At 72.3% G+C, this 21,725-nt stretch carries 21 protein-coding genes; 13 read left to right on the top strand and 8 right to left on the bottom strand.

The window, feature by feature from the left end; all coding sequences use genetic code 11:
• Nucleotides 1–260: 260 nt before the first annotated feature.
• From ACFY6U_RS48640 to ACFY6U_RS48630, 3 genes are read left to right on the top strand one after another with little or no spacing between them, the layout of a single operon-like run.
• Complete coding sequence (locus ACFY6U_RS48640) at nucleotides 261–554, top strand: hypothetical protein (RefSeq protein WP_390049073.1); 294 nt, start codon at nucleotides 261–263, stop codon at nucleotides 552–554.
• Nucleotides 551–1,513, top strand: coding sequence for an XRE family transcriptional regulator (locus tag ACFY6U_RS48635; protein ID WP_390049072.1), 963 nt, complete (start codon nucleotides 551–553; stop codon nucleotides 1,511–1,513). The genes ACFY6U_RS48640 and ACFY6U_RS48635 overlap by 4 nt, the downstream gene beginning before the upstream one ends.
• An 11-nt stretch (nucleotides 1,514–1,524) precedes the next feature.
• Entirely contained in the window at nucleotides 1,525–2,538 is a 1,014-nt protein-coding gene (locus ACFY6U_RS48630) for a DUF6207 family protein (protein ID WP_390049070.1), read from the top strand.
• A 191-nt stretch (nucleotides 2,539–2,729) separates the two neighbouring features.
• On the opposite strand, the gene ACFY6U_RS48625 is transcribed toward ACFY6U_RS48630, so the two are convergent.
• Nucleotides 2,730–2,948, bottom strand: coding sequence for a hypothetical protein (locus ACFY6U_RS48625; protein WP_293995154.1), 219 nt, complete (start codon nucleotides 2,946–2,948; stop codon nucleotides 2,730–2,732).
• A gap of 58 nt (nucleotides 2,949–3,006) precedes the next feature.
• Complete coding sequence (locus ACFY6U_RS48620; RefSeq protein WP_351484680.1) at nucleotides 3,007–3,225, bottom strand: hypothetical protein; 219 nt, start codon at nucleotides 3,223–3,225, stop codon at nucleotides 3,007–3,009.
• 195 nt (nucleotides 3,226–3,420) lie between these two features.
• On the opposite strand from ACFY6U_RS48620, the gene ACFY6U_RS48615 reads away from it, so the two are divergent.
• Nucleotides 3,421–4,353 (top strand): SDR family NAD(P)-dependent oxidoreductase, encoded by a 933-nt coding sequence (locus ACFY6U_RS48615; RefSeq protein ID WP_390049067.1) that lies wholly within the window; start codon nucleotides 3,421–3,423, stop codon nucleotides 4,351–4,353.
• Nucleotides 4,354–4,472: 119 nt separating this feature from the next.
• Here the strand turns inward: ACFY6U_RS48615 and ACFY6U_RS48610 are convergent, their stop codons facing one another.
• From ACFY6U_RS48610 to ACFY6U_RS48600, 3 genes are all read right to left on the bottom strand, one after another.
• Nucleotides 4,473–5,693: a flotillin family protein gene (locus tag ACFY6U_RS48610; RefSeq protein ID WP_390049065.1), complete on the bottom strand. Its 1,221-nt coding sequence runs from the start codon at nucleotides 5,691–5,693 to the stop codon at nucleotides 4,473–4,475.
• 12 nt (nucleotides 5,694–5,705) lie between these two features.
• On the bottom strand, nucleotides 5,706–5,954 hold the full coding sequence (locus ACFY6U_RS48605) for a hypothetical protein (RefSeq protein WP_351484675.1): 249 nt from the start codon (nucleotides 5,952–5,954) through the stop codon (nucleotides 5,706–5,708).
• Between the two features lie 351 nt (nucleotides 5,955–6,305).
• Entirely contained in the window at nucleotides 6,306–7,706 is a 1,401-nt protein-coding gene (locus ACFY6U_RS48600) for a macro domain-containing protein (RefSeq protein WP_390049063.1), read from the bottom strand.
• Between the two features lie 177 nt (nucleotides 7,707–7,883).
• On the opposite strand from ACFY6U_RS48600, the gene ACFY6U_RS48595 reads away from it, so the two are divergent.
• Entirely contained in the window at nucleotides 7,884–8,705 is an 822-nt protein-coding gene (locus ACFY6U_RS48595) for a macro domain-containing protein (protein ID WP_390049061.1), read from the top strand.
• A gap of 54 nt (nucleotides 8,706–8,759) precedes the next feature.
• Here ACFY6U_RS48595 and ACFY6U_RS48590 read toward each other — a convergent pair whose 3' ends face one another.
• The 3 genes from ACFY6U_RS48590 to ACFY6U_RS48580 are packed head-to-tail and all read right to left on the bottom strand — an operon-like array spanning nucleotide 8,760 to nucleotide 11,847.
• A complete protein-coding gene (locus tag ACFY6U_RS48590; RefSeq protein ID WP_390049059.1) occupies nucleotides 8,760–9,452 on the bottom strand; it encodes a TIR domain-containing protein in 693 nt (230 codons plus the stop codon).
• Nucleotides 9,453–9,454: 2 nt separating this feature from the next.
• A complete protein-coding gene (locus ACFY6U_RS48585; RefSeq protein ID WP_390049057.1) occupies nucleotides 9,455–11,065 on the bottom strand; it encodes a hypothetical protein in 1,611 nt (536 codons plus the stop codon).
• A 59-nt stretch (nucleotides 11,066–11,124) separates the two neighbouring features.
• Complete coding sequence (locus ACFY6U_RS48580; protein WP_390049055.1) at nucleotides 11,125–11,847, bottom strand: hypothetical protein; 723 nt, start codon at nucleotides 11,845–11,847, stop codon at nucleotides 11,125–11,127.
• Between the two features lie 650 nt (nucleotides 11,848–12,497).
• Here ACFY6U_RS48580 and ACFY6U_RS48575 point away from each other — a divergent pair.
• From ACFY6U_RS48575 to ACFY6U_RS48540, 8 genes are all read left to right on the top strand, one after another.
• Nucleotides 12,498–12,947 (top strand): HIT family protein, encoded by a 450-nt coding sequence (locus ACFY6U_RS48575; protein WP_390049054.1) that lies wholly within the window; start codon nucleotides 12,498–12,500, stop codon nucleotides 12,945–12,947.
• Between the two features lie 62 nt (nucleotides 12,948–13,009).
• Nucleotides 13,010–14,326, top strand: a complete 1,317-nt coding sequence (locus ACFY6U_RS48570) for a helix-turn-helix domain-containing protein (protein ID WP_390049052.1) — start codon at nucleotides 13,010–13,012, stop codon at nucleotides 14,324–14,326.
• Between the two features lie 365 nt (nucleotides 14,327–14,691).
• The gene (locus tag ACFY6U_RS48565; RefSeq protein ID WP_390049050.1) at nucleotides 14,692–15,303 is read left to right on the top strand and encodes a toll/interleukin-1 receptor domain-containing protein; all 612 of its coding nucleotides are present in this window, start codon (nucleotides 14,692–14,694) and stop codon (nucleotides 15,301–15,303) included.
• A complete protein-coding gene (locus ACFY6U_RS48560; protein ID WP_390049048.1) occupies nucleotides 15,300–17,624 on the top strand; it encodes a hypothetical protein in 2,325 nt (774 codons plus the stop codon). Before ACFY6U_RS48565 ends, ACFY6U_RS48560 begins: the two co-directional genes overlap by 4 nt.
• Before the next feature lie 64 nt (nucleotides 17,625–17,688).
• Nucleotides 17,689–18,603 (top strand): hypothetical protein, encoded by a 915-nt coding sequence (locus ACFY6U_RS48555; protein WP_390049046.1) that lies wholly within the window; start codon nucleotides 17,689–17,691, stop codon nucleotides 18,601–18,603.
• Entirely contained in the window at nucleotides 18,600–19,850 is a 1,251-nt protein-coding gene (locus ACFY6U_RS48550; protein WP_390049044.1) for an OmpA family protein, read from the top strand. Before ACFY6U_RS48555 ends, ACFY6U_RS48550 begins: the two co-directional genes overlap by 4 nt.
• A 9-nt stretch (nucleotides 19,851–19,859) precedes the next feature.
• A complete protein-coding gene (locus ACFY6U_RS48545; RefSeq protein ID WP_390049042.1) occupies nucleotides 19,860–21,260 on the top strand; it encodes a hypothetical protein in 1,401 nt (466 codons plus the stop codon).
• The gene (locus ACFY6U_RS48540; RefSeq protein WP_351484654.1) at nucleotides 21,257–21,688 is read left to right on the top strand and encodes a hypothetical protein; all 432 of its coding nucleotides are present in this window, start codon (nucleotides 21,257–21,259) and stop codon (nucleotides 21,686–21,688) included. The genes ACFY6U_RS48545 and ACFY6U_RS48540 overlap by 4 nt, the downstream gene beginning before the upstream one ends.
• The last annotated feature ends 37 nt before the right edge of the window (nucleotides 21,689–21,725 follow it).

Below are 21,725 nucleotides of genomic sequence, written 5' to 3'. Positions count from 1 at the left end.
ACACACTCCATTCTCGACGTGGTCCGGACAAGAATCCGGACAAGGATGAGGACACTTCGGGGCCCTCCCGGGATGCGGGTGCCGGCGTCAGGAGTGCGTAAAGAAAACCGGCCCACCGCGGGTGCCGGGGCGCCCGGCCTGCCGGCCGCGCCCGCGAGGTGCGATTGTTCCGTAATCTCATGATCACATTGAGTGGCACCCGGTCGTCCCACCATGCTGTCGTCCAACTCCAGACGCTTCTCCCGCGCAGGGAAGGTGAGATGACGAACAGGCAGATGATGACCGTGGCCGTACTGGCGGCGGTCCTCGTGTGGAGCACGGTGATGACCGCGATGGGACAACTCGCGGCGGTGGCCGCGCTGTTGCCCTCGCTCGGACTCCTCGTCCAGCAGATCTGCGCCGCACCGGGCACCCCCGGCGGCACGGACCCCGGGCAGGGCCCGACGCCTCCCGCACCAACGCTTCCCGCACCAACGCTTCCCGCACCAACGCTCCCCGCCCCGGCGCCCCGCCCTCCGGCGGCTCCGGTCGGGAGCGAGGAGCCGTCACGGTGAAGCAGCCAGAGGTGCCCGAACAGCCCGGGTCGGACCCGCACAGTCGCCGCGGCCGCCCGCCGGAACCCATCGGCGAGGAGGTCGGCGTCGCCCACCGCACCTGGCTGGAACCGGTCCGCAACCGGCTCGTCGCCAGCGGGCTGACCCTCGATGAACTCGTCAGCCGCTCCGGCTACTCCAAGACACGACTCTCGGAACTCCTGCGCGGCAAGGGCTACTACCCCGGCTGGGAGATCACCTACAGCGTGGTGAAGGCCCTGGACCTGCCGCCGTGGCCGCTGCGCCGCCTGTGGACCGCGGCCGCCCGGGAGGCGGACAAGAACCAGGTCTGGATCGAGAACCGCATCCGCGCCGTGCAGCCGCTGGGCCCCGAGCAACCGCCCGTCGCGCACCTCGGCTTCACCCAGACCATGCGCCGGCCGTACACCGCCTACGCGCGGGCCTTCCTGCAGTCCGAGGACCGGGCCCAGCGCGCTGTCGGGGAGACCTTCGACATCCTCTGGCTCACCTGGGACGTCGCGCTCTCCGGCCCCGACACCCCGCGCCACGCCTGGCAGATGCTGCGCTCCCGGGTCATGTCCCGGGCCGTCCGCCAGGACGGGCACCCCGACCTGCGCCAGGCGGCCTTCGCCACCGTCGCCCAGGCGGGCATCGCCGACCTGGGCGAGCGCAAGAGCCGTATCGACACGATGGCGGAGTTCTTCGACGCGATCGCCCGGCTGCCCCAGGACCAGATGGACGTCATCGTGCTGCGCCACCTGTGCGGCGTCGGTCCCGACGCCGTGCCCGGCATCGTCGGCCTGACCCCGGCCATGACCCACACCCTGGACCACCACGCCCGGGGAGCGCTGACCGGCCTCTACCTCCACACCGACGGCACCGACGGCACCGACGGCACCGACGGCACCGACAGCGCTGAGACCGCCGCCGCCACCCCCACCACCGGCACCCTGGAGTGATCACCACGGCCATGAGCATCATCGACGACCTTCTCGCCCAGTCCCTGCTGTTGCCCGACCCGCACGTCCCCGCCGACGTCGTTCCGTACGACGACATGGCCTACCCCGCCTTCACCGACGACGGCCGGCTGCTGTGGGACGGCGACGGACCCGACCTGGCCGACGACGGCGCCGCACAGCGCCTCGCCGCTCTGTGCGAGGCCGTCGTGGCGCACTGCACGCCGGACCAGCTCGCCGACTTCCTCACCGACCAGCTGCCGCAGCCGCGGGCCGCCTGGATCCTCGGCTGCGCCCTCCAGCTCGCCGGCGCCGACGACGGCGCCCGCTTCTGGTGGCAGTACGCGGCCGGCGCCGGTGACGAGCCCCCGTCGTACTGCCTCTACCTCCAGCACCTCGCCCGCGGCGACACCCACGCCGCCGCCCTCTGGCAGGCCCAGGCCGGAGCCCACGTGCCGGACGGCGGCGACCCGGCCCACGAGGGCGACGCCCCGGCGTACCGCCTGGTGACCGCGGACACCAGCCTGCCCACCGTCCTGCGCGTCCTCAGCAGCCTCACCCGGGCCACCCCCCGCCGGCACACCCCGACCGCGGCCGCGGTCATCGACTTCGTGGCCACCGCCGTGGCCATCGGCTACGACCTCCACCCCGACCTCGAAATCCCGGTACCGGGCCCGCACTTCGCGGAACATCTGGAGATCATCGTCGCCGCGACCACCCTGCCCCCCGCGACCGGCCCCGCCACCCCCGTACGCGCCGCCCGCCGCCCGCGGCCCGAACCCGGCACCGACCTCCCCAACCGGCCCGCGTCGGAGACCACCGCCGAGAAGATCCAGGAGCCCGAGCGGCTGCTGGTCGAGGTCACCGCCGCCGACCACGAACCCGAGTCCGCGTCCGCGTTCTTCAAAGCGGCGGTCGCGGTCTGCTGGCGGACCGTCACCGCCGCCCGGACCTCCGGCCCGGAGGGGGAACCGGGCACGCGCCGCGCCTACTACCTGGACCGCACACCTCACCCGCATGGGCTATGATCAATCCAGAGCTGGTCGGCCCGATCCGGTCCGTCCACCACTGCGTTGGTGGTCCAAGGAAAGACGCCCCGCTTCCTGCGGGGAAATGCAGGTGCAAGGCCTGCCCGGCGCTCCATCCCGAGGCCCGTCCACACACTGGACGGGCCTCGTGCGTTGCCCGGCACCCAAGCGGACACGGCCACCCGGGGCCGTCACGTCTCCGGCCCCCACCACTCCGGCCCGCCACCCCGCCAGTCGATCCACGGCACCCGCGCCACCTCCGCCGGGTCGATCTCCAATCCGGCCCGGCGCAGGAACTCGGCGACGTCGGTCACGTTGTGCGCCAGCCCGAGGATCTCGCCGTCCACGCGCACGCGCCGGCCGCCCGTCGGCGACGGTGGATGCACGATCACCCGTATCGGTCCGGACATGCCTTCAGGATCATCCGGGACGTACGGTCCCGCACTCCAGCCCGCCATCCGAGCCTCCTCAGCTCCCGGCCCGGTCCGACCGACCCAGGTCCCGCAGCTCCCGCCACGCGGCGGGGCTCGGCCGCCGGTGCCCCCAGTAGGGATGGAAGAACACCTCCGCCGACAGCCGGTACAGCCGCCGCCGCAACTCGGTACGCCCGGGCCGCGCGGCGAGCTGCCGGTAGGTGGCGCTCCATTCCTGCTGCGCCCGGGCCAGGTCCACGGGAAACGATCGCATGACCGAATTCAAGCACGTGTTCGATTTTTGAGTCCATCGAGGCGGTGGAGGCGAGCCCGCGGCCGGGGCCGGCTCCGTGTCGGCGGGCTGTCGGTGGTCCGTAGGCGATGTGTCGGGGGCCGCTGGAACCGTGGGTGCCGAGCCGCCCTGCCGGGCGGCCGCAGCCGCCTCCGACAGCAAGGGAGCCCCGCCGCCATGTCGTCCACGCCCTCCACCCCGCCCTGGGACGTCCGACGGCTCCCGCGTGCCGACGGCAGGGTCTTCCTGGTCACCGGCGGCAACGCCGGCATCGGGTACTTCGTCGCGGAGCAGTTGTCCGCGACCGGGGCCACCGTCGTCCTGGGCAGCCGGAATCCCGCGAAGGCCGAAGCCGCCACGGCCTCGATCCGCTCACGGGTCCCCGGCGCGCGGGTGCGGGCCGTACGGCTGGACCTCGCCGACCTCCCGTCGCTCGGAGCGGCGGTGGAGTCACTGGACGTGGACCACCTCGACGCGGTGGTCCACAACGCCGGCGTCGCGCTCGACGCCCCGCCCCGCCGGGAGACCGGGGACGGCCACGAGCTCATGTTCGGCACGAACCACCTCGGGCACTTCGCGCTGACCCACCGGCTGCTGCCCCTGCTGTCGGCCGCACCGGCGGCCCGCGTCGTGACCATGGGCAGCTTCGCGGCCAGGTCCGAGCGGCTCGACCTCGACGACCTGCAGTCCCGGAAGGACTACCGGCCCAAGCGCACCTACGGACGCTCCAAGCTGGCGCAGATGCACTTCGGCCTCGAACTCGACCGGCGGCTGCGCGCGGCCGGCAGCCCGGTGGCGAGCGTGGTGGTCCATCCCGGGGGCGCGCTGGACTCCCTGACCCCGGCACGGCCGCCGGTCCAGGTGCGGACCGCCGGTGCGCGGCTCTCCGGCGCACCGGCCGCCCTCCTCGTCCAGGGCAAGCACGCCGGCGCCTGGCCCGCGGTCCGGGCGGTGCTCGACCCCACCGTGCGCGGGGGGCAGTTGTGGGGACCCCGCGTCTTCGGCCTGCGGGGCAGACCCCGAAACGAACCGCTGTGGAACCACCTCACCGACACCTACGCGGCGGCACGCCTGTGGGACACCAGCCGCGACCTGACCGGCACCGGCTGACGGCAGCGCCCCCGAAGGGGCGCTGGGGGAGGAACCGCGCGACCGGCCACGACGGCGCCGCAGCCGACCGACGGCCTGCCGCGGCGCTTCCACAGGCCGCGGCGCCTCCAGCGGAGCGCTCAGTCGACGTCCACCGGCCCGTCGTCCGACTTCCGCCCCTTGCCGGTGGGCAGCTGAAGCAGGCTGCTGCCGTTGCCCTCGCCCTCCCCGGAGCGGCGGCCTTCGGGGCGCTGCCCGTCGGGGCGCTGGCCGTCGGAGTCCTGGCCGCTCAGGTTCTGCCGGACCGAGTCGAGGATCGTCAGGCCCTGGGACACCAGGCCGGCCGCGATCTCGCCGAGGCCGTCCGCGCCGTTGAGGACGTTGACGTTGGCACCGGCGAGGCCGCCGGCGGCCTCCTTGACGATCTGCGGCAGCTGGTCGATGAGCATCCGGTCCAGCGCGACCCGGTCGTACGACGCGGCCGCCTCCGCCTGGATCTTCATCCGCTGCGCCTCGGCGGCCGCCAGGATCCTGACCCGCTCGGCCTCGGCCTCGGCGGGCCGGACGACCTCGGCCACCAGCTGCTCCTGGCGCAGCTTGGCCTGGCGCTGGGCCAGCTCCGTCTGGGCGGCGAGCACCTCCTGCTGGGCGTGGGCCTGTGCCAGCGGTCCGGCCTGGCCGGCCTGCGCCTGGGCGCGGTCCACCTCGGCCGAGTACTCGGCCTTGACGATGGCGGTCTGCCGGGCGTACTCGGCCTGCTTGCGGGCCGCCGCCTGCTCCGCCTCGACGGAGGCCTGGGTGGCCTGGGCCTGGGCGATCTGCGCCTGCCGCTGGATGGCGGCCTTGTGCGGGGCGGACATCGCATCGATGTAGCCGGTGTCGCCGTCGTCGATCGACTGGATCTGCAGCGAGTCGACGATCAGGCCGATCTTCGCCATCTCCGTCTTCGAGGTGTCCAGCACCTCCGCCGCGAGCTTCTGCCGCTCGGTGACGATCTCCTCGACCGTCATGGAGCCGATGATGGCCCGCAGGTGACCGGCGAAGATCCGGCCGGTCAGCACCGACATCTGCTCCTGGTCGGAGAGGAACCGCTGGCCCGCGTTGATGATGCTCTCGTGGTCGTTGCCGACCTTGAAGGCGATGACCGCGCGGACGTGCAGGGAGATGCCCTGCCTGGTCACACAGGTCTCGGTGACCTCGGACTCGCACATGGACAGGGTGAGGAAACGGACCTTCCGTACGACCGGCAGCACGAACTTGCCGTGCCCCGTGACCACTCGGAACGGCGCGCCCCCCAGTCCCCGCCTGCCCCCCGAGATCAACATCGCCTCGTCGGGAGCGGGTACGCGGTATCCGAACATTCCTGTCTCTCCTCAGCTGGCCTCGGCGCTGTCGCCGAGCGCGTCCAATGGATCCACCCACTCGATGACGCAGACCTCGCGGCATCCTCGTGATTCGATCACGAGCACCGTTGCGCCGACGGGCAGGGGCTCCTCCGACCAGGCGAGGAAGGTCTCCAGGCCGCCCCTGACCCGCACCAGGACTTCACCGGGGCCGGTGGAACCGCGCGTTCCGATGAGCACCTTCCCCGTGCAGCCGATCACGGCCTCGTCCTGCGGCATCACCGGCCGTCCTCCTCCTCCTGGCCCCATGATTCCGACGATAGACCCGTTCCGTGCGGGACCCAACGGTCGGGAGGGCCCGTCCTTCCGCACCCCCGGCGAGTACGACACCTCGAACGCGCGGGCGGTTCCGGGGACAACGCATGTCCGCGGTTTCCGGAACCGGATCGGAAGCGGTTGGAGGGTGCCGGCGGAAGCGGGCGGGGTGGTCTCGTGGACGGCGGTGAGGCCGGGCGAAGCGGCGCGAGGCGCGGACGGCGGACGATGCCGCGAAGGGGGAACGGACAGATGCGGAGCAGCCCGCCGACCCGGGGGACACGTCCGGGCCGCCGCCCGGTCTCACCTTCGCCGTCAGTCGGCCGCGCGCAGGCCGAGCACCAGGTCCTCGAAGTGCTGCTCCACCGGGGCCAGGTCGGTCCGGGCCAGCTCCTGGGGCAGGATGACGATCCGGAGTTCGGGGGTCAGGGCGGGGTAGCGGCGGCAGGCCTCGATGAACGAGTCCACGATCAGGGCGGCCAGCTGGCCCCGGTCCAGGTCGGTGACCCGGGCCAGGCCGGAGCCGATCAGCGGGACGGCGACCGGCTTGAACAGGCCGTTGACCGCCACCGAGGCCCACAGACTCTCCAGGCTCAGCCGCAGGTCGGCGTGGTTGGACCTGGCCACCAGGTCGTTGCCGAGTCGCGAGTAGGCGGTGGCGAACACCCGGCGGCCCTCGACCGGTACCACCACGGTGGTGCCCACCGGATAGCGGACCCGGCGGCCCAGCGGCTTGGCCCGTACGGTCTCGGTGGCCACCGGCTTCACCGCCCGCAGCCCCGCCCGCAGCCGGTCGTCGAGCAGGCGCCGCTTCCCGGCGAACAGCCGGTCGACGAGCTGGCTCTGCAGGCTCTCCCGGCTGATCACGAGATCCTCGGCGGTCTCCGTGTCGAAGGTGTCGGTGAACCCGATCACCAGGTTGCAGTCCGCCTGGTCGAACAGGTCGCCCCGCACCAGCACCACATCGGCCCGCTGCCCGTCCAACGGCACCCGGTGGCGCAGCAGTTCGGCCCCGTGCCGGGCGCGCAGCTCCGCGCGCAGGGCGTCCAGGACGCGCGCGGCCTCGGCGTCGTCGGGATGCTCGTGGGCGATCAGTTCGGCGACCGGCAGGGCGAGTTCGGGCCGTCCCAGGTCGGTCTGCACGCGGACCAGCTCACGGCGGGCCGCGTCCTGAAGGGCGGTCAGGCGGCGGACGAAGGGCACCGCGAACCCCTCGCCGTTGACCTCGGCCAGCGGCCGGCCGCGCACCAGGGACAGCGCCTCGGACAGCCGGTGGGCGGCGGTGGCCGGGGGCGCGAGCAGGGCGTCGTTCACGATCGCGGTGAACCGCGCGCTGTCCAGCTCCTCGGGCCGCAGCACCAGCCGGTAGGCGGTCTCCGGGCCCTGCACGGTGACCTGCTGCTCGGTGCGCAGGACATGCGTTCCCGCGCTGTCCTGGCCGGGGGCGCCGGGAGCGCCGGGGGCCAGCGCCCGGCGCAGCTCCAGGACCCGTTTCTGGACCTCGTTGCGGTTGCGCTGGTCCAGGTGGCGGGGCTCGTCCGCGAGTCCCCACACGTCGCGGCGGAGTTGCCGTACCGGCACGGCCTCGCCGCCGGCCGCCACCAGGCGGACCAGCAGCCGTACGGTCAGCGGCGTCAGCCGGACCGGAATTCCGTCGACCTCGAGCTGGACCGGGCCCAGTACCTTCACCCGGATACGTGCTCTCGCACCGGCCATCCGCGTCGCCCCCCGGCGGTTCAGCGTCACTCTGCGTCAGCCATAGTGACTGAAAGATTAACATGATGTCTTGGGGAATCCATGAGTTCGGGTGATTCCGGTGGACTGGCCCCGATGGGCCCGATACGGCCCCGGAGCGCCCTCCGGCGTGGTACAAGGCGCGCCCGGCAGGAATTCGTGCGCGACACGATGGTGGCGTTCGGCGGGCTGTCCGCCGTGTCCCAGGTCGTGGGCCCGTTCGTGCCGTACAGCACGTCCGGCGCGGTCGTCGGGCTGTCGGTGGGCGCCTGCCTGGGCTGGGGGCTGCTGCGGTCCCGTCCCGCGGTCCGGGTACGGCAGGTGTTCCGGCGGCCCGACATGACGGTGGTCGTCGAGACGGGCGACCTGTTCGACCAGCCGGCCCACCTGGTCGTCGGCTTCTGCGACACCTTCGACACCCTGTCGGCCGGCGGCCGGGTCATCAACGGCGACAGCGTGCAGGCACAGCTCCTCGACCGCCGCTACGGCGGCGACGTCGCCCGCCTCGACGCGGAGCTGGACGCGGCGCTCGCCCCGGCCGAGCCGGTCGCGCGCGAGGAGCGGGCGGACAAACCGCTCGGCAAGCTCGACCGCTATCCGGTCGGCACGGTGGCGGTGCTGGGCACCCGGCCGCGGCTGGTGTTCGGCGTGGCCTACAGCCGGATCGGCAACGACTACGTGGCCTCCTCCGGCGTGGAGGACCTGTGGCGGGGCCTGGCCGGGCTGTGGGACGCACTGCGCACGCACGCCCAACTGGAGCGGGTGGCCATACCGTTGACCGGTTCCGGGCTGGCGCGCCTCGGCCACCTCGACCGGGACAGCCTGCTCCGGCTGATCCTGATGTCCTTCGTGGCCCGCTCCCGGGAGGCCGCGATCTGCCGCGAACTGCGCGTCGTCGTGCGGCCCGAGGACCTGGCGGGCATCGACATGCGCGAGCTGGCCGCGTTCCTGGCCGCCCTGGCGTCGGGCCCGCAGCGGTAGCGCGCAAGGAAGGGGGGCGGGGGCCCGAAGCCCCCGCCCCCCTCGTACGGCCGGTCAGGCCAGCCGGCGGTAGGCCGCCAGGTTCTCGAAGTACGAGGTGTCACGCCAGTCCGGCCGGGTGTCGTCCAGGTCGCACTCGGCCCCCTTGAGCCGTTCGACGATCTTCGAGACGGCGGTCTCGGAGCCGTCGAAGCGGATCACGTTGCGACCCCCGAGATCCGCGGCGGGCCGCACCTGGCCGACCTCCACGATGATCGTCCGCTCCGGGTAGGCCATCAGCGCCATGCCGAGCTCGATCAGCACGTTCTGGCGGGGCTGGCCGGTCAACTGGGTCTCGTGGGAAGGCTCGTTGTCGCCCAGCAGGTGCGGATGGAGCTTGGCGACGTCGTCCGGGGTGAGCAGCACGAGCGCCGCCTGCGCCTGCGACAGCGCCTTCTCGATGACCTCGCCGAGGAACGGCGCGGTCCCCCCGGTGCTCCGCACCAGCCGCTCCCACTCCAGCGGGCGCAGGTCGAGCCGGCGCAGCAGCCCGAACATCGCCGTACGCACCTCCTCGTCGCGGCCGTGCACGACGAAGACGCTGCGGCTGCGGCCGTAGTCCGCGCGGGCCTGGGCGGCGCGCGCCGCCTCCTCCTCGGCGGACCGCCGGTCCTCCTGCGGGGTGTTGTGGACGTTGTAGCCGAAACCGCTCTGCCGGCCGCCGAAGAAGTTCTGGCTGTTGTCGCCGCCGGTGTTTCCCTGGCTCATGGTCACGTCCCCGCTTTTCCTGATGAACCGCCGCTCGAGGGCTGGTAGTTGTAGCCGAAGTTGCTCTGCTCGCCGCCGAAGAAGTTCTGGCTGTTGTCGCCCAGCAGGATGTTGGTCTGCGCGCGGTTGTGCTCGGCGAGGTCCACGTCGTGCTCGGAGAGGAACGCACCGATGTTCTCGAGCAGCCGGCGCTCGACGATCTGCATGTACTTCACCGCGTCGGACTGCTGGAAGAAGTGGTGGTACGTCTCGCTGGTGGCCAGTTCCCGGACGCTCGCCAGCGCACCGCAGTTGCGCCAGCGGTTGACGTAGCGGCCGATCCGGAACTCGCTGGTGTCGGTCGTGCGGTCCGAGAGCAGCAGTGCGACCGCGGCCCGCCTGGCCCTGCTGACCCGCCAGGGCTGCGTCCACCGGGCCGCCCACGTCGGCAGGAACCGCTCCGGGACCAGCAGCAGCGGCCACATCCACAGCGACATCCACCAGCGCACCATGGCCGTGAACATGTCCCACGCCACCCGCACCGCCAGCCGCCCGTCGACGGCGGCGGGCAACTGGTCCACGAGGTGGAAGTCCGCCACGAGCGGCGCGAGCACATAGGTGTAGAACTCGGTGTGCAGCGTGTTGCCCTTGATGTCGAACCCGACGAAGATCGAGGTCACCAGCTCCTCGTTCCACGACCCGACGCGCACGCACAGGTACTCGCGGGCCGCGTCGTAGCCCTCCCGCCAGTGGATGTCGGGCAGGTCGTCCGCGCCGGGCAGGTCGGACCAGCCGGCGCCGGTGGTGCGGTCGTTGGTGCGGATCGCGGTGGTGAAACGGCGCTGCTCGACGGTGAGCCCCTCGATCCGCTCGTCGGGGCGGGTCTCGTCGCGCAGATCGGCGGCCAGCCGGGCGGCGACCTGGCTGGTGATGTCGTGCACGGTGAACGGGACGACCTGCCTGCGCTCGACGGTGTCGAGGTCGGGCGGGGTGCCGTCCGCGCTCTTGCGCGCCATGAGCCGGGTCTTCGGGGCGCCGAGCAGCAACTGCGCGTTGGACCAGTCGCGCAGCGGCAGGCCCGCGCCGACGAAGGGCCGGTAGCCGCCGTAGAAGACCAGTCCGCTGCGGCCGGCCTGCTCGTGGTCGATCTTGCGGGCGAGCGCGTCGGTCAGCTTGGGGTGCGCCGGGCAGGCGCCGTCGAAGCCGCCGTCCGGGCCGCTCTCCCGCAGTCGGGTCATCAGGATGTGCAGGGTGACGATCCGGCGCAGATAGGCCGCCGCCCACGGCACCCAGCACAGCAGGAGCACGCCGAGGAAGGGGTTGAGCACCCCGTTGCTGAGCAGCAGCAGGACCGCGAAGTCCACGCCGGCCGCGACGGCCCACTGGATGCGGCGCAGCCGGCGCGCGGCGAGGGCGTGGGCGAGGACCGACACGGCGTCGTAGCCGTAGGAGGGCGCGACGACCCGCCACCGCCTGCGGAGCAGTTCCCGGATGACGGTGCGCCGGTAGCCGGGATGGAGGTAGGCGCCGGCGGACAGCAGCCGGGTGGCTCTGGTGCGCGCGTACGCGCGGGGCTCCGGCGGCTCCTGCGGTGCTGGGCTCGGAGGACTGGGATCGAGTACTTGTGTGGCCATGGTGGTTCAGCGCTCCGCTCGTGCGGGCGCACCCCTGCGGGCACGCCCCGAAGTGGGTGTCAGCCGGTCTGGGTGGCCGTGCCGCTGGTGATCACGCCGTCCTGGACGGTGTAGGTGGCGTCGTACGACTTCGTCGTGCCGTCCGTCTGCACGGCCTCGAGGGCCACCTGCACCTCGTCGCCCGCCACCGACACGACGGTGACGGTGTCCTGCTCGGTGGTGGCGTAGCCCGAGACGAAGCTGTCGTAGCTGGAGTCGAGGTTCTTGCCGCCGAGGCTCCAGGCGGTCCGGTAGTCGTGGGAGCTGATCGCCGCGAAGTAGGCGGTGACGACGTCGCCGGGGCCACCGCTCGCGGTCGCGGTCGGGGTGGAGACGGCGGTGTCCGTCGGGTCGCCGTAGTAGCCGTCGGTCGCGGTCGCCTCAGGGGAGCCGGTGTCTCCGTACGGCCATGCGGACGCTGTCGTCGGGTCGGTGTAGACCGGCTGGTCGTCCGTGCCGGCCGTGCCGGCGCTGTCCGAGCCGGAGGTGCCCGAGCCGAAGAAGCCGGAGTCGGAGCCGGAGCCGGAGGCCCCGGACGACGACCCGGACGACCCTCCGGCCAGGCCGCCGATCAGGGCCAGGAGCACGGCGAGCAGCAAGGGCGTGGCGATGACCACGAGCCCCCAGGTGCGGGCGGGGCCGCCCGGCGGTATCAGCCCCGGGGCCTGGTAGGAGGGCGGCGCGCGATGGGTGGACGGCGGGTCGGGACGCCCGGCGGGAGGCGTCGGCTCTGCATCGGTCATGGGGTTCTCCAGCGGTGACGGCAGTGCACCGCGCCCGCCCCGGCCGTCCTGAGCGGGCGGTGAACAGCGGGGCAGAGCAAGGCGGTTGACGCCTACGAGGTGACCAGCGCCGCCGCTTCCGTGGCCAGAACCGATCTGCTTCCGATCCGCTTCCGGCCCGCTCCGGAGCCCTTCGGGCCATCACCGGCATCCCGGTGAAGCCCCGTTCCCCGCCTCGCCGCGCGGCAGACGCAGGATCCGGCCACCGGCTCCCGCGCGTTCGCCCCTCGTGCAGTACCGGACCGGGGCGATGCGGGCGGGCGCCGTCGGCGGCTGCTCGGGCGGTGCGATCGGCCGGCCTGCCGGGACGGGCCGAACGGACGGGCGGAGGGTCGCATCGGTGCCGGGAACGGATCGTCGGCGCCCGGCCGTTGAACCTGTCGGGCGAGCGCCCGGCCGGGTCGGTGCCGCAGATCCCGTGCCGTGGTCCCGGCGGCGCGAGACGGGGGACGTGTCCGGTCGTGTGTGCCCGGGGTATGCCTTGCGGCACGGCCGGAGGCCGGTCATTCGGCGCTCGCCGTACGGCTGCCCCGTCGGCCGGACGGACGGGCCCGCCGCGCGGAGTCCGAGCCGGCGCCCCGTCATGACATGCAAGCCCGAGGAAGCGGAACGTGACGACAGACGCGACAGAGGTCCCCGGCGAGAGACTCGTGGACACCGGTCCGGCCTCGCCCGAGAAGTGCCCGTTCTGCGCCATCGTGGCCGGACGTGCCCCGGCCCGGGTCGTCCGGCGGTGGCCGGACTCCTTGGCCATCGTGCCGCTGGCCGCCGTGACGGCGGGCCATACGCTGGTCATTCCCAAGACTCATGTCGCCGACGTCGGAGTCGATCCGGCCGTGTCCGCAGCCACTATGCGCCGCGCTGCCGAACTGGCGGCCGAATTCGGCGCGTGCAATATCATTACGTCGCGCGGAGAACTGGCCACCCAGTCGGTATTCCATCTGCATCTGCACCTCCTTCCGCGTCGCCATCAGGACGGACTCGCACTGCCGTGGGCGGCCGGACCCGAGCGTCATGATTCCGCCGGGCCTCATGTGTTTCAGCCATCAGGTATTGGATAAGACGAGAGTATTACTGCGGGGGTGCGGGAGCCTGGGCAGAGCTTCCGTTCCCGAAGGGGGGCATGATGCAGGCAATTTCTTTTGGTGCGGAGTTACGAAAGCGTCGCGTCGCGTCCGGTCGATCGCTCGACGACCTTGCTCGGGCGATCAATTATTCGAAAGCGCATTTGAGCAAGGTCGAGCGCGGGCAGAAGAATCCCAGTCCGGATTTCGCGCGTGCCTGCGATCGGGCGCTCGGGGCGGACGGCCGGCTGAACGCCCTGCTCCCGGCCAGGAACACCTCCGCTCTCCCCGCGTCCGAAGCGCCGACCGAATGGTCCATGCCCTGGGTGCTGCGCATGTCGGTCGACCGGGGCAACGACTTCGTGGCCTACGACGAGAAGGCTTTCGCCGATCCTTCCAGCACCCCCGCGGTGATGTCCTGGCGGCTCGCCTCGTCCTCGGCGTTCGACGTCGAGTGCAGGGAGGCGCTCGCGCACTTCTCGTCGCTGTTCGCCGAGTGCCGGAACCTCGGTCAGTCCTTCGGCCCGGCGGTCGTCACCCAGATCCTCGTCACCGCGATGAACGCGTTGCGTGGCCTCGCCCACGGCGCCTCGCGCGAAGCCGACCGGGCGGCGGCGCTGCGGCTGGCCGCCCGGTATGCCGAGTACACCGGATGGATGACCCAGGAGGCCGGTGACGAGCGGGCCTCACTGTGGTGGACGGACCGCGCCGTGGCGCTCGCAGACGCGGGCGGTGACACCGAGTTCGCCGCCTACACCCTGGTCCGGCGGGCCGACGTCGCGCTGTACCGGATGGACGGGCGGGCCACCGTGGAGTACGCGCGCACCGCTGAGGAACGGTCGCGCAGCACCCGCATCCGGGGCCTCGCCGCCCAGCGCAGAGCCCAGGGGCACGCTCTGCTGGGCGAGGACGCCGCGTGCTTCCGGGCTCTGGACCGCGCCGCCGAACTCATGACACGGGCAGCCCGTGACCACGAGTCGGACCCGCCGGCCGCCGGCAGCGATCCGGTGATCGGCAGCATGCACCTCGCCGGACTCGCCGACTTCGTCGCCGGATGGTGTCTGCACGACCTCGGGCGTACGACCGAGGCCGTGGGCCGTCTCGAGGGCAGCCTCGACGCCGTCCCGATACGGGCTCGCAGGGCGAGGGCCCGGTACGCGGCCCGGCTCGCCCTGGCCCTCGCCGAGGCGGGAGAGCTGAAGCCTGCCTGTGCGGTGGTGGAGGCGGTGACCTCCTCGGTGTCGGTGGTCGACTCGGCCACCATCCGCGCCGATCTCCAGCGACTGGCCCGCCGGCTCAACCGCTGGCCGCGCGATCCCGACGCCCGGCTCGCCGCCGGCCGTATCGCCGAGGCCCTGCACACCACGGGCGGCTGACCGCGGCCCCCTGTACACCACGGGCCGGCGACCGTGGCCCGCTCCCTGATCACGATCCCGTGTCCGGCCCGGACGCGTGGTCCCTGGCCGGTTCCACCCTTCTTCATCTCATCTCCACCACGGCACGGAACGGAGCGGTGACGCGCCGTTCCCGGCCGGCGGCGTACCGGGAAACGCGCTGCCGCCTGCCGTCCTGCCTCGTCTCCGGCTCCGGATGAGTGTTCCGTTTCCCCGGGAAATGGGGCCGGGGAAACGCATTGACCCACTCTTCCCATGCTGAAAATCTCGCCAGACACAGGCATGTCGCCGATCTGTCCGCGGCAGGCCCGAAAGCGCTCTGCGCACCACCAGTGAGGAGTCACCCGATGGCCAAAATTTTCATCAACTACAGGACGGGTGACGGGGAGCGGGCCCCTGAACTCGTGGACGAACGGCTCGTGAGCGTCTTCGGTGAGGGAAATGTATTCCGGGACCGCCGGGCGATGAGGCCGGGGACGGATTTCCCCGACCATCTCCGCCGGGAACTGGAGTCGTGCGTCGTTTTCCTCGGCCTGATCGGGTCGCGCTGGCTCGACATCCGCGACGAGAAGACCGGCATGCGCAGGATCGACGTGCCCAAGGACTACGTTCACGACGAGATCGCGACCGCCCTCGCGTTGAACAAGGTCGTCATTCCGGTGCTCCTGGACGCGGCCCTGCCCCGGGCGGAGAAACTCCCGCCGGCCCTGGCCGGGCTGGCCAACCGTCAGGTCATGCACCTGCGTGAGGGATACGCCCATCACGACCTGGACATCCTCACCGACGAACTCCGGCGGCACGTGCCCGAGAAGGAGCCGGAGCAGAGGCGCGACGCCGCGGCCGGCTTCAACGTGGGTCCCAACGCGCAGTTCTCCCGTAGCCCGGTCGGGATCAACCCGGTCTACAACGAGGGCGCGACCTCCCGTGACCAGGATGGTGACGGAAGGCGGCCGGCATGAACGATCAGGCAGGGGAGGAGCCGGCGCCGGGACCCTCGGAAACCCCCACGCCCGCACCGGACGCCCCGCCCACACCGCCCGCACCGGACGCCCCCGGACCGGCCGGGGCGTCCGGGGGCGGGGAGCGCGCCCCCGACGGCGACGCCTCGTCGCGCGCCGATCCGGCGGCCGGACGGCCGCCGGACGAGCAGGGCGGGAAGCGGTCCGCCGCCGACGGCCCACAGGCCCCGGCCGACGGCAAACCCGTGCCCGAACAGCCGGTCTCCTTCGAGGAGTCCAGCGCCGTCCGGGAACACCACAGCCTCATCAAGTCCAACCGCAGTCCCGTCAGCCTCGGCCCGAACGGGAATGCCGTCTACATCGAGAGCATGTACGGCGCGGAGGGCGGTCCGCACCGGACCAAAGTCCAGGCGGTCCCCTTCCCCGAGGACATCGTCACGGCGATCTACGTCCCCGTCCCCGGCCAGGACGAGCTGGAGAGCAGCCTCGAACAGCACCACGTGATCGTGCTGTACGGCGAGGAGGGCACCGGCCGGCGGGCCACGGCGACGGCCGCCCTCATCCGGCGGAGCCAGCCCCGGTACGCCGTCAGCACGCTCCACCGCGAGGACGCCGACGTGGTCCAGGGCGTCTGCGAACAGGCGGCCGACGTGCTGGAGAAGGGCCACGGGTACCTGGTGGAGGCGGGTGCCCGGCCCGTCACCAAGCAGACGCTGGACCGCCTGGCCCAGCTGGCGGTCCGGGCGGACGCGTACCTGGTCGTCACCGGCCCGCAGTCCGGCTTCCCCGGCACGGCGGGCGACGCCCGCGTCTTCGAACACCACGGGCCCGACTCCTTGAAGGTGCTCGAAGCACATCTCACGGCCCTGGTCACCCGCCACCGGCTCCGCTGCCGGCGTGACGAGGAGGACGGCGGGCCGCGGTGCGACACGGACAGCGTGTCACGGTTCCTCGCCCGGGTGACCGGCGACGAACAGCTGCGGAGCACACTGGGGCTGGCCCGTTCGGTGACCGGGGTCGTCCAGCTGGCCCGGGTCCTGACGGAGAACATCCACGCCCCGGACGAGGACCTCGGGGATGTCATCGGCCGCTGGCGCGACTGGCTGCGGCTGCTCGCCAGGGAGATGCTCGGGCTGGACGCCGGGCGGGACGACACCGGGATGCCGGCCCCTCATCACCAGGCGTTCCGGATCACCTACGCGTTCTTCAACGGACACCCGCTGTCCGACGTCGTCGAGGCGGGCGACCTGCTCAGCCGGATCATGCTGCCCCACTTCGGAGTCGCGGACGAGGACCTCGTCCATCACATGGCCGAGCAGAACATCAACCGGCTCGTACCTCAGGAGATGCGCGCCTCCGAGGCGGCCGCGGCCGACGCCCGGAGCACCTTCCGGCATGCGTTGCTGGTGCACGACCAGCTGTTGCACACCATGCTGGAGAGCACCTGGGACGCCTACAGCCGGCTGCGCATACCGCTCCTGGACTGGCTCGATCTCCTGGTCGGCGGACGCGGTCCCGGCCGGGAACGCGTCCGGGTCCGGGTCGCCCAGCTGGTCGGCCTCCTCATGGGGCACGACTTCGACTTCGTCTACCAGCGGCGCGTCGGTCCGTGGGCCAGGTCGGACTCCGGTGTGCGCCGGGTGTGCGCCGCCCTGGCACTGGAGATGGCCGCGGCCGAGGGCGGTGCGGCGGACCGGGTCGCCTCGCGTGTGCAGGACTGGGCTCGCAGCCCCGGAATGGCCTTGCAGGACAGCGCGGCCAAGGCCTACGGAACGTCGATAGGCCTGCGTGACGTACCGGCCACCCTGGCCGAGCTGGGCAGGCTCGGCCGGAAGCCCGAACAGGCCGGCTTCAGTTCGATCGCCTTCTCCACGGCCTGGCTGTTCCTGGCCGGCCGTGTGGACGAGGTGATGGCCGAGCTCGACCGCTGGGCGACGGCACGGGACGAACACCTGCCGCGGCATGCCGTCCGCACCATGCTCGCCCTGGGCCGGTACACGGTCGGTGCGGACCGGCCGGGCCGGCCCGCTCTCGCCGAACTCGCGCTGGCGAACGACAAGCACGCCGAGCTGCTCGTCACGCTCCTGAACCGCGCCCTGATCACCGGGGAGACCTCCACCCGGGCCTGGAATCTGCTGGCCCGCTGGCTGCCGGACGCGGACGGCGCGGACAACGAGGACCTCGCCACGCTCTACGAGTCCCTCGCCCCCCGGATCTTCACCGGTCCGCTGAAAGGACGCGCCCGGTTCCACCTGAACCGGGTCTGGCTGCCGCGCCACAGGAACTCCATGACACTCCGGCGCGTCCTGGCCGCCATCTGACGGCCGCCGTCCGATCCATCGCCTTTCGATCAACCACCGCCGACCGCAACGAAGGGATACCTCGATGACGAACGCACGCAAGAAGGGGCTGTTCGCCCGGTGGCGTGAATGGTGGCGTGACCGCCGTCGTCGCAGGCACGACGCGCCTGCGACGACCACCGCCGCATCGGAGCAGGTGGCCGAATGGGAAACACCCGCACTCGGCTCCGTGGAGCCGGTCCGGCCCGAGGCCTACGCCGAACTGGCGCCCGCGGCCGAGCCGTTGCTGCTCGCGGCGGAGGGCGACGTCTTCGAGTTCCACGTGTTGCCCCACTTCCGCTGGCACAGTCGCGACATGTCGGTCGAGCAACTGCGCCGACGGGCCGGCGCGCTGTCGGCCGAAGCCCGCGACGAACTCCTCAAGAGGTCCTGGTCGCTGGCCCGCACCTGCGACCCCGTCGACCCGGTCAGGGCCGAGAAGCTGATCAACTCCGAGCTCTCCGACGGATGGTGCTACGAGGACGAGTCGGGACTCGTCAAGTGCCGTCCCACGGTCCGGATCCGTATCGACCCGGCCCTGCGCGACCGCATGCGGCCCGCCCGGCTGGAGGCCCAGGCCATGAAGGAGGCCCTGGGCCTGGGACTGCTGAAGGCGGCACACGCCAGGCAACTCACCGACGAATGGCTCCAGGTGATCGCGGCCCTGGAGAGGTCGGGCGAACTCACCTCGGCGCAGCGCCAGTTCCTGGTCCCCTTCGCCGCTGCCCTCGCCGACGGCGACTTCGCCGCCGCGACCGACGCCCTGCGGACCGTGCGCCGCACGGGTGCTGTCGCCCTGGCCAACGTACTCGACCAGGCCACCAAGAACCACGAGCAGATCGGACTCTTCGAGTTCGCCAACGCCTACGACAAGGCCTTGAACAGCTTCTCCCAGCAGATGGGACTCACCCCCTTCTCCTGGATCCTCGACACGCCGGAACCCCCGGAGGGAACGCCGTGAGGAGAGCACACCGGGCCAGGACCTTCGGGTCCGCGCTCCTCCTGCCGGCGATCGTGGCCGGGCTGCTGTCCGGCTGCGTGTCGGGCCCGAGCCGGGAGGAGGCCGCCTGCGGCTGGATGCGGAAGGCCGGGGACGGTGCGTCCCCCGGTCAACAGGGCCACACGGTGATCCTCGTCGACGCCTCGTCGTCGGTGCGCGGTACGACCCCGGCATCGGGCGGCGTCGACCAGACGGCCGCCGTCAAACGGCAGATACCCCGCTGGCTGGAGGGGGTCGGGACCGTGTCCGTCGCCACGTTCGGCGGTACCGCGCACGACGTCCGGTGGACCGCGAGCGACTGGGCCGCGAAGCCCGCCGACGGAGGCAACGGGACCAACCGGCAGCGGCACGCCGCGTCCGTACCGGGCTGCGTCGCGGGCGTGGTGGCCGAGGCGCAGTCCACGGTGCCCGTCCGCGGTGGCAGCGACGTGCTCGGGGCTCTGCGGGAGGCCGGCACCGTCCTCGCCGGCAGCAAGGGGATACGCAGGCTGGTCGTCCTCACCGACGGTCTGTCCACGACCGGCTGTGCCGATCTGCGGGACGCCGGTTTCGAGGGGAACCTGGAGACCGACGCGATCGTGCAGGGCTGCTCGGCCGACAAGGAGGTGACGTCCCGGACGCTGGCCTCCGTGGAAACCGTGTTCGTGGGGCTGGGGGAGACGGCGAGCGCGGAGCCCCAGGCCTCGCCCGCGCAGGCGGTCTGGCTCGACGGACTCTGGCGGCGGCTCTGCGCAGCCGCCCATCCCACGCCGGGCGAGCCCGCCGACTGCGCGGTGACCCAGGTCGCGGCGGACCGGTCGGTCAGCGCGAAGACGTCTCCGCGGCGCCCCGGCGACCCGGCCGTCGAGTTCCCGGAGCGCACCTGGAAGCAGGCCGGGGCCAGGGCGCTGTTCGACCCGAACTCCCCGGTCCTGCGGTCCGCCGCCCTTCCTCAGCTGGCCAGGATCGCCGTCCAGGTCCGGGGCCTGGACGGGGTACGCGTCCGGGTCCTCGGCTACGTCGATCCGCGCGGCGGCTCGGCCAACAACCGGACACTGTCGCAGGCCCGCGCGAACGCCGTGAAGAACGAACTCGAACGGCTCGGGGTAAGCGGGGTGACCGCCGTCGGCAAGGGCGTCCCCGTCGGCTGCCCCGGAGCGGCGGAGGACCTCGGGACGGAACAGAAACTGCAGTGCGACCGCCGGGTCGACATCGTGGTCGTCCGGTGAGGGGGACAGATGAACGCAGAGAACGGCCGCGCGGCACGCAACGGTGTGGTGCTGGGCGCGGCGAAGGACTGCCCGGGCGGGCAGGACGCGGAGGAGGCACCGCCCGTCCGCCTGGTCGACCGTACGGACAGCCGCGAACGGGCCGTACTGATGGGGGCGTTCAGCGCCGGCAACGCCCTTCTCGCCGACGACCGGCCCGGCCTCGGTGCGGCCTGCGCGGCTGTCGTCAGGTCCGCGCAGCGTGTGGAGAGCGCCATCGCGGCGATCGACCGGTTCCGGCGCGTCGGGGGAGCGCTGCCGGCCGCACCGGAGACGCCCGTTGCCGTGGTGCGGGAGACCGCCGACGCGGAGGACGCGCCGGTGCGGACCGTGCCGGCCCGGCGGCCCCGGGTCGCGGGGATGTGGCGCCGGCTGGTCTGGCCCGTCACCGGTGCCGGGGCGGTCTTCGACGCCGCGTTCATGGGCTCCGTGATCCAGCAGGTACTGGACGTCGGCACGGGCACGTTGCAGTACTGGCTGGCGTACCTGCCCGGCCTGGCCATCGCGGTCTGCCTGCTGGCAGCCGGTACGTTCCTCGCCGAGCGCACGGCCTTCGTGCGGGAAGTCCGTGCGGACGCCGGGGCCGACCGCGGCGGCCGGTACTGGTGGCGTCCGCTGGTGATCCCCTGGCTGCTCACCCTGGCCCTCCTCGGACTCATCGTCGTCTGCGGTGTGGTGCGGGTCCTGATCGCGACCGAGGAGTCCGACGACAGCTATCTGGCGCTGTTCCAGCCGGTCGTCGTGGTGCTCCTGCTGCTTCTCGGCGCCGCTGCCGTGGCCACGAAGCTGCTTTCGCACGACCCCGAGGCGGCAGCCGACGCCGAGGAGGCCAGGCTCACGCGGAAGGCGGAGAAGGCGAAACGCAAGCGGGACCGGGCGGCGGAGACGGAACGGCGGGTCCGCGCCGAGACCGCGGAGAAGGCGCTGCGCAAGCGCATGAAGGCCGCCGACGGGCTGGGCGACGAGGCACGGGAGGCGCTGGTGGCCCATGTCACGGCCTGGTTCGCGCTCAAGGCCTCGCTCGACGCGGCGGAACTGGGCGCCCGCAGGCACGTCGAGGACGCGGCGACCGGCCTCGTGGAGGAACGGGCGCGCACGGGCATGGCCGGCACGTTCGAGTTCCCGCTGCGCGCGGCCGAATGGCCCCCGGAGCGGGTGCCCGGGATCCGCTGCGTTCCGCGGGGTGCGTTCGCGCCGGCACCGTCCGGGGACGGGCCGAAGATCCGGCTGGACCTGCTCGCCGAGGCACGGGGAGTACACGACAAGCATCGTCCCGACGACTTCTCCCGCCGCCTGGACGAGTCCCTCGGGATGCTCAACCGCCAATGGGGAGACGACGACCCGGCCGACGCCACGGAGGCAGCTGAATGAACACTGTGTCGCAGGTCCCCGACGAGGCCAGGGTGAAGTACCTCGAACTGCTCCAGGCCGTCATCACCCGCTTCGGCACGAACTCGTTCCTGGTCAAGAGCTGGGCCATGGCCGTCAGCGGGGGCCTGGTCACCGTCGCTGCGGGGGGCGCCGGATGGGCCGTGGCGGTGATTGCCCTGGTGACGACCTTGGGCTTCTGGCTGCTGGACACCTACTACCTGGAGCAGGAACGGCTGTTCCGCTCCCTGTACGACCGTTCCCTGGCGCCGGACCCCGGCCAAGTCCCCCTGTTCAGCATGGACGTGGAGCGCTACGCACACTCCGTTCCATGGCGCGTGGTCGCCCTGTCCCGCACCATGAGGCTGTTCTACGGCACGTTCGCCCTGGCCGACGCGGCAGCCGCCGTTGTCCTGGTCACCACGTCCTGAGCGGTGGCCTGATCCCGCGTCGACCGCCCCCGGGCCG

Origin of the sequence: Streptomyces sp. NPDC013157, from assembly GCF_042899865.1 — a bacterium.
In the GTDB taxonomy this organism is placed as follows: Bacteria; Actinomycetota; Actinomycetes; order Streptomycetales; family Streptomycetaceae; genus Streptomyces.
Note: the sequence above shows the minus strand (reverse complement) of the source record. Positions and strands in the feature narration are given on the sequence as shown.

Coding starts and splice junctions, on each gene's coding strand:
- ACFY6U_RS48640 (WP_390049073.1), top strand. CDS start 261: ATGACGAACAGGCAGATGATGACCGTGGCCGTACTGGCGGCGGTCCTC.
- ACFY6U_RS48585 (WP_390049057.1), bottom strand. CDS start 11,065: ATGGCCACACAAGTACTCGATCCCAGTCCTCCGAGCCCAGCACCGCAG.
- ACFY6U_RS48590 (WP_390049059.1), bottom strand. CDS start 9,452: ATGAGCCAGGGAAACACCGGCGGCGACAACAGCCAGAACTTCTTCGGC.
- ACFY6U_RS48620 (WP_351484680.1), bottom strand. CDS start 3,225: ATGCGATCGTTTCCCGTGGACCTGGCCCGGGCGCAGCAGGAATGGAGC.
- ACFY6U_RS48555 (WP_390049046.1), top strand. CDS start 17,689: ATGACGAACGCACGCAAGAAGGGGCTGTTCGCCCGGTGGCGTGAATGG.
- ACFY6U_RS48630 (WP_390049070.1), top strand. CDS start 1,525: ATGAGCATCATCGACGACCTTCTCGCCCAGTCCCTGCTGTTGCCCGAC.
- ACFY6U_RS48540 (WP_351484654.1), top strand. CDS start 21,257: ATGAACACTGTGTCGCAGGTCCCCGACGAGGCCAGGGTGAAGTACCTC.
- ACFY6U_RS48625 (WP_293995154.1), bottom strand. CDS start 2,948: ATGTCCGGACCGATACGGGTGATCGTGCATCCACCGTCGCCGACGGGC.
- ACFY6U_RS48545 (WP_390049042.1), top strand. CDS start 19,860: ATGAACGCAGAGAACGGCCGCGCGGCACGCAACGGTGTGGTGCTGGGC.
- ACFY6U_RS48605 (WP_351484675.1), bottom strand. CDS start 5,954: ATGCCGCAGGACGAGGCCGTGATCGGCTGCACGGGGAAGGTGCTCATC.
- ACFY6U_RS48600 (WP_390049063.1), bottom strand. CDS start 7,706: ATGGCCGGTGCGAGAGCACGTATCCGGGTGAAGGTACTGGGCCCGGTC.
- ACFY6U_RS48565 (WP_390049050.1), top strand. CDS start 14,692: ATGGCCAAAATTTTCATCAACTACAGGACGGGTGACGGGGAGCGGGCC.
- ACFY6U_RS48615 (WP_390049067.1), top strand. CDS start 3,421: ATGTCGTCCACGCCCTCCACCCCGCCCTGGGACGTCCGACGGCTCCCG.
- ACFY6U_RS48570 (WP_390049052.1), top strand. CDS start 13,010: ATGATGCAGGCAATTTCTTTTGGTGCGGAGTTACGAAAGCGTCGCGTC.
- ACFY6U_RS48560 (WP_390049048.1), top strand. CDS start 15,300: ATGAACGATCAGGCAGGGGAGGAGCCGGCGCCGGGACCCTCGGAAACC.
- ACFY6U_RS48610 (WP_390049065.1), bottom strand. CDS start 5,693: ATGTTCGGATACCGCGTACCCGCTCCCGACGAGGCGATGTTGATCTCG.
- ACFY6U_RS48580 (WP_390049055.1), bottom strand. CDS start 11,847: ATGACCGATGCAGAGCCGACGCCTCCCGCCGGGCGTCCCGACCCGCCG.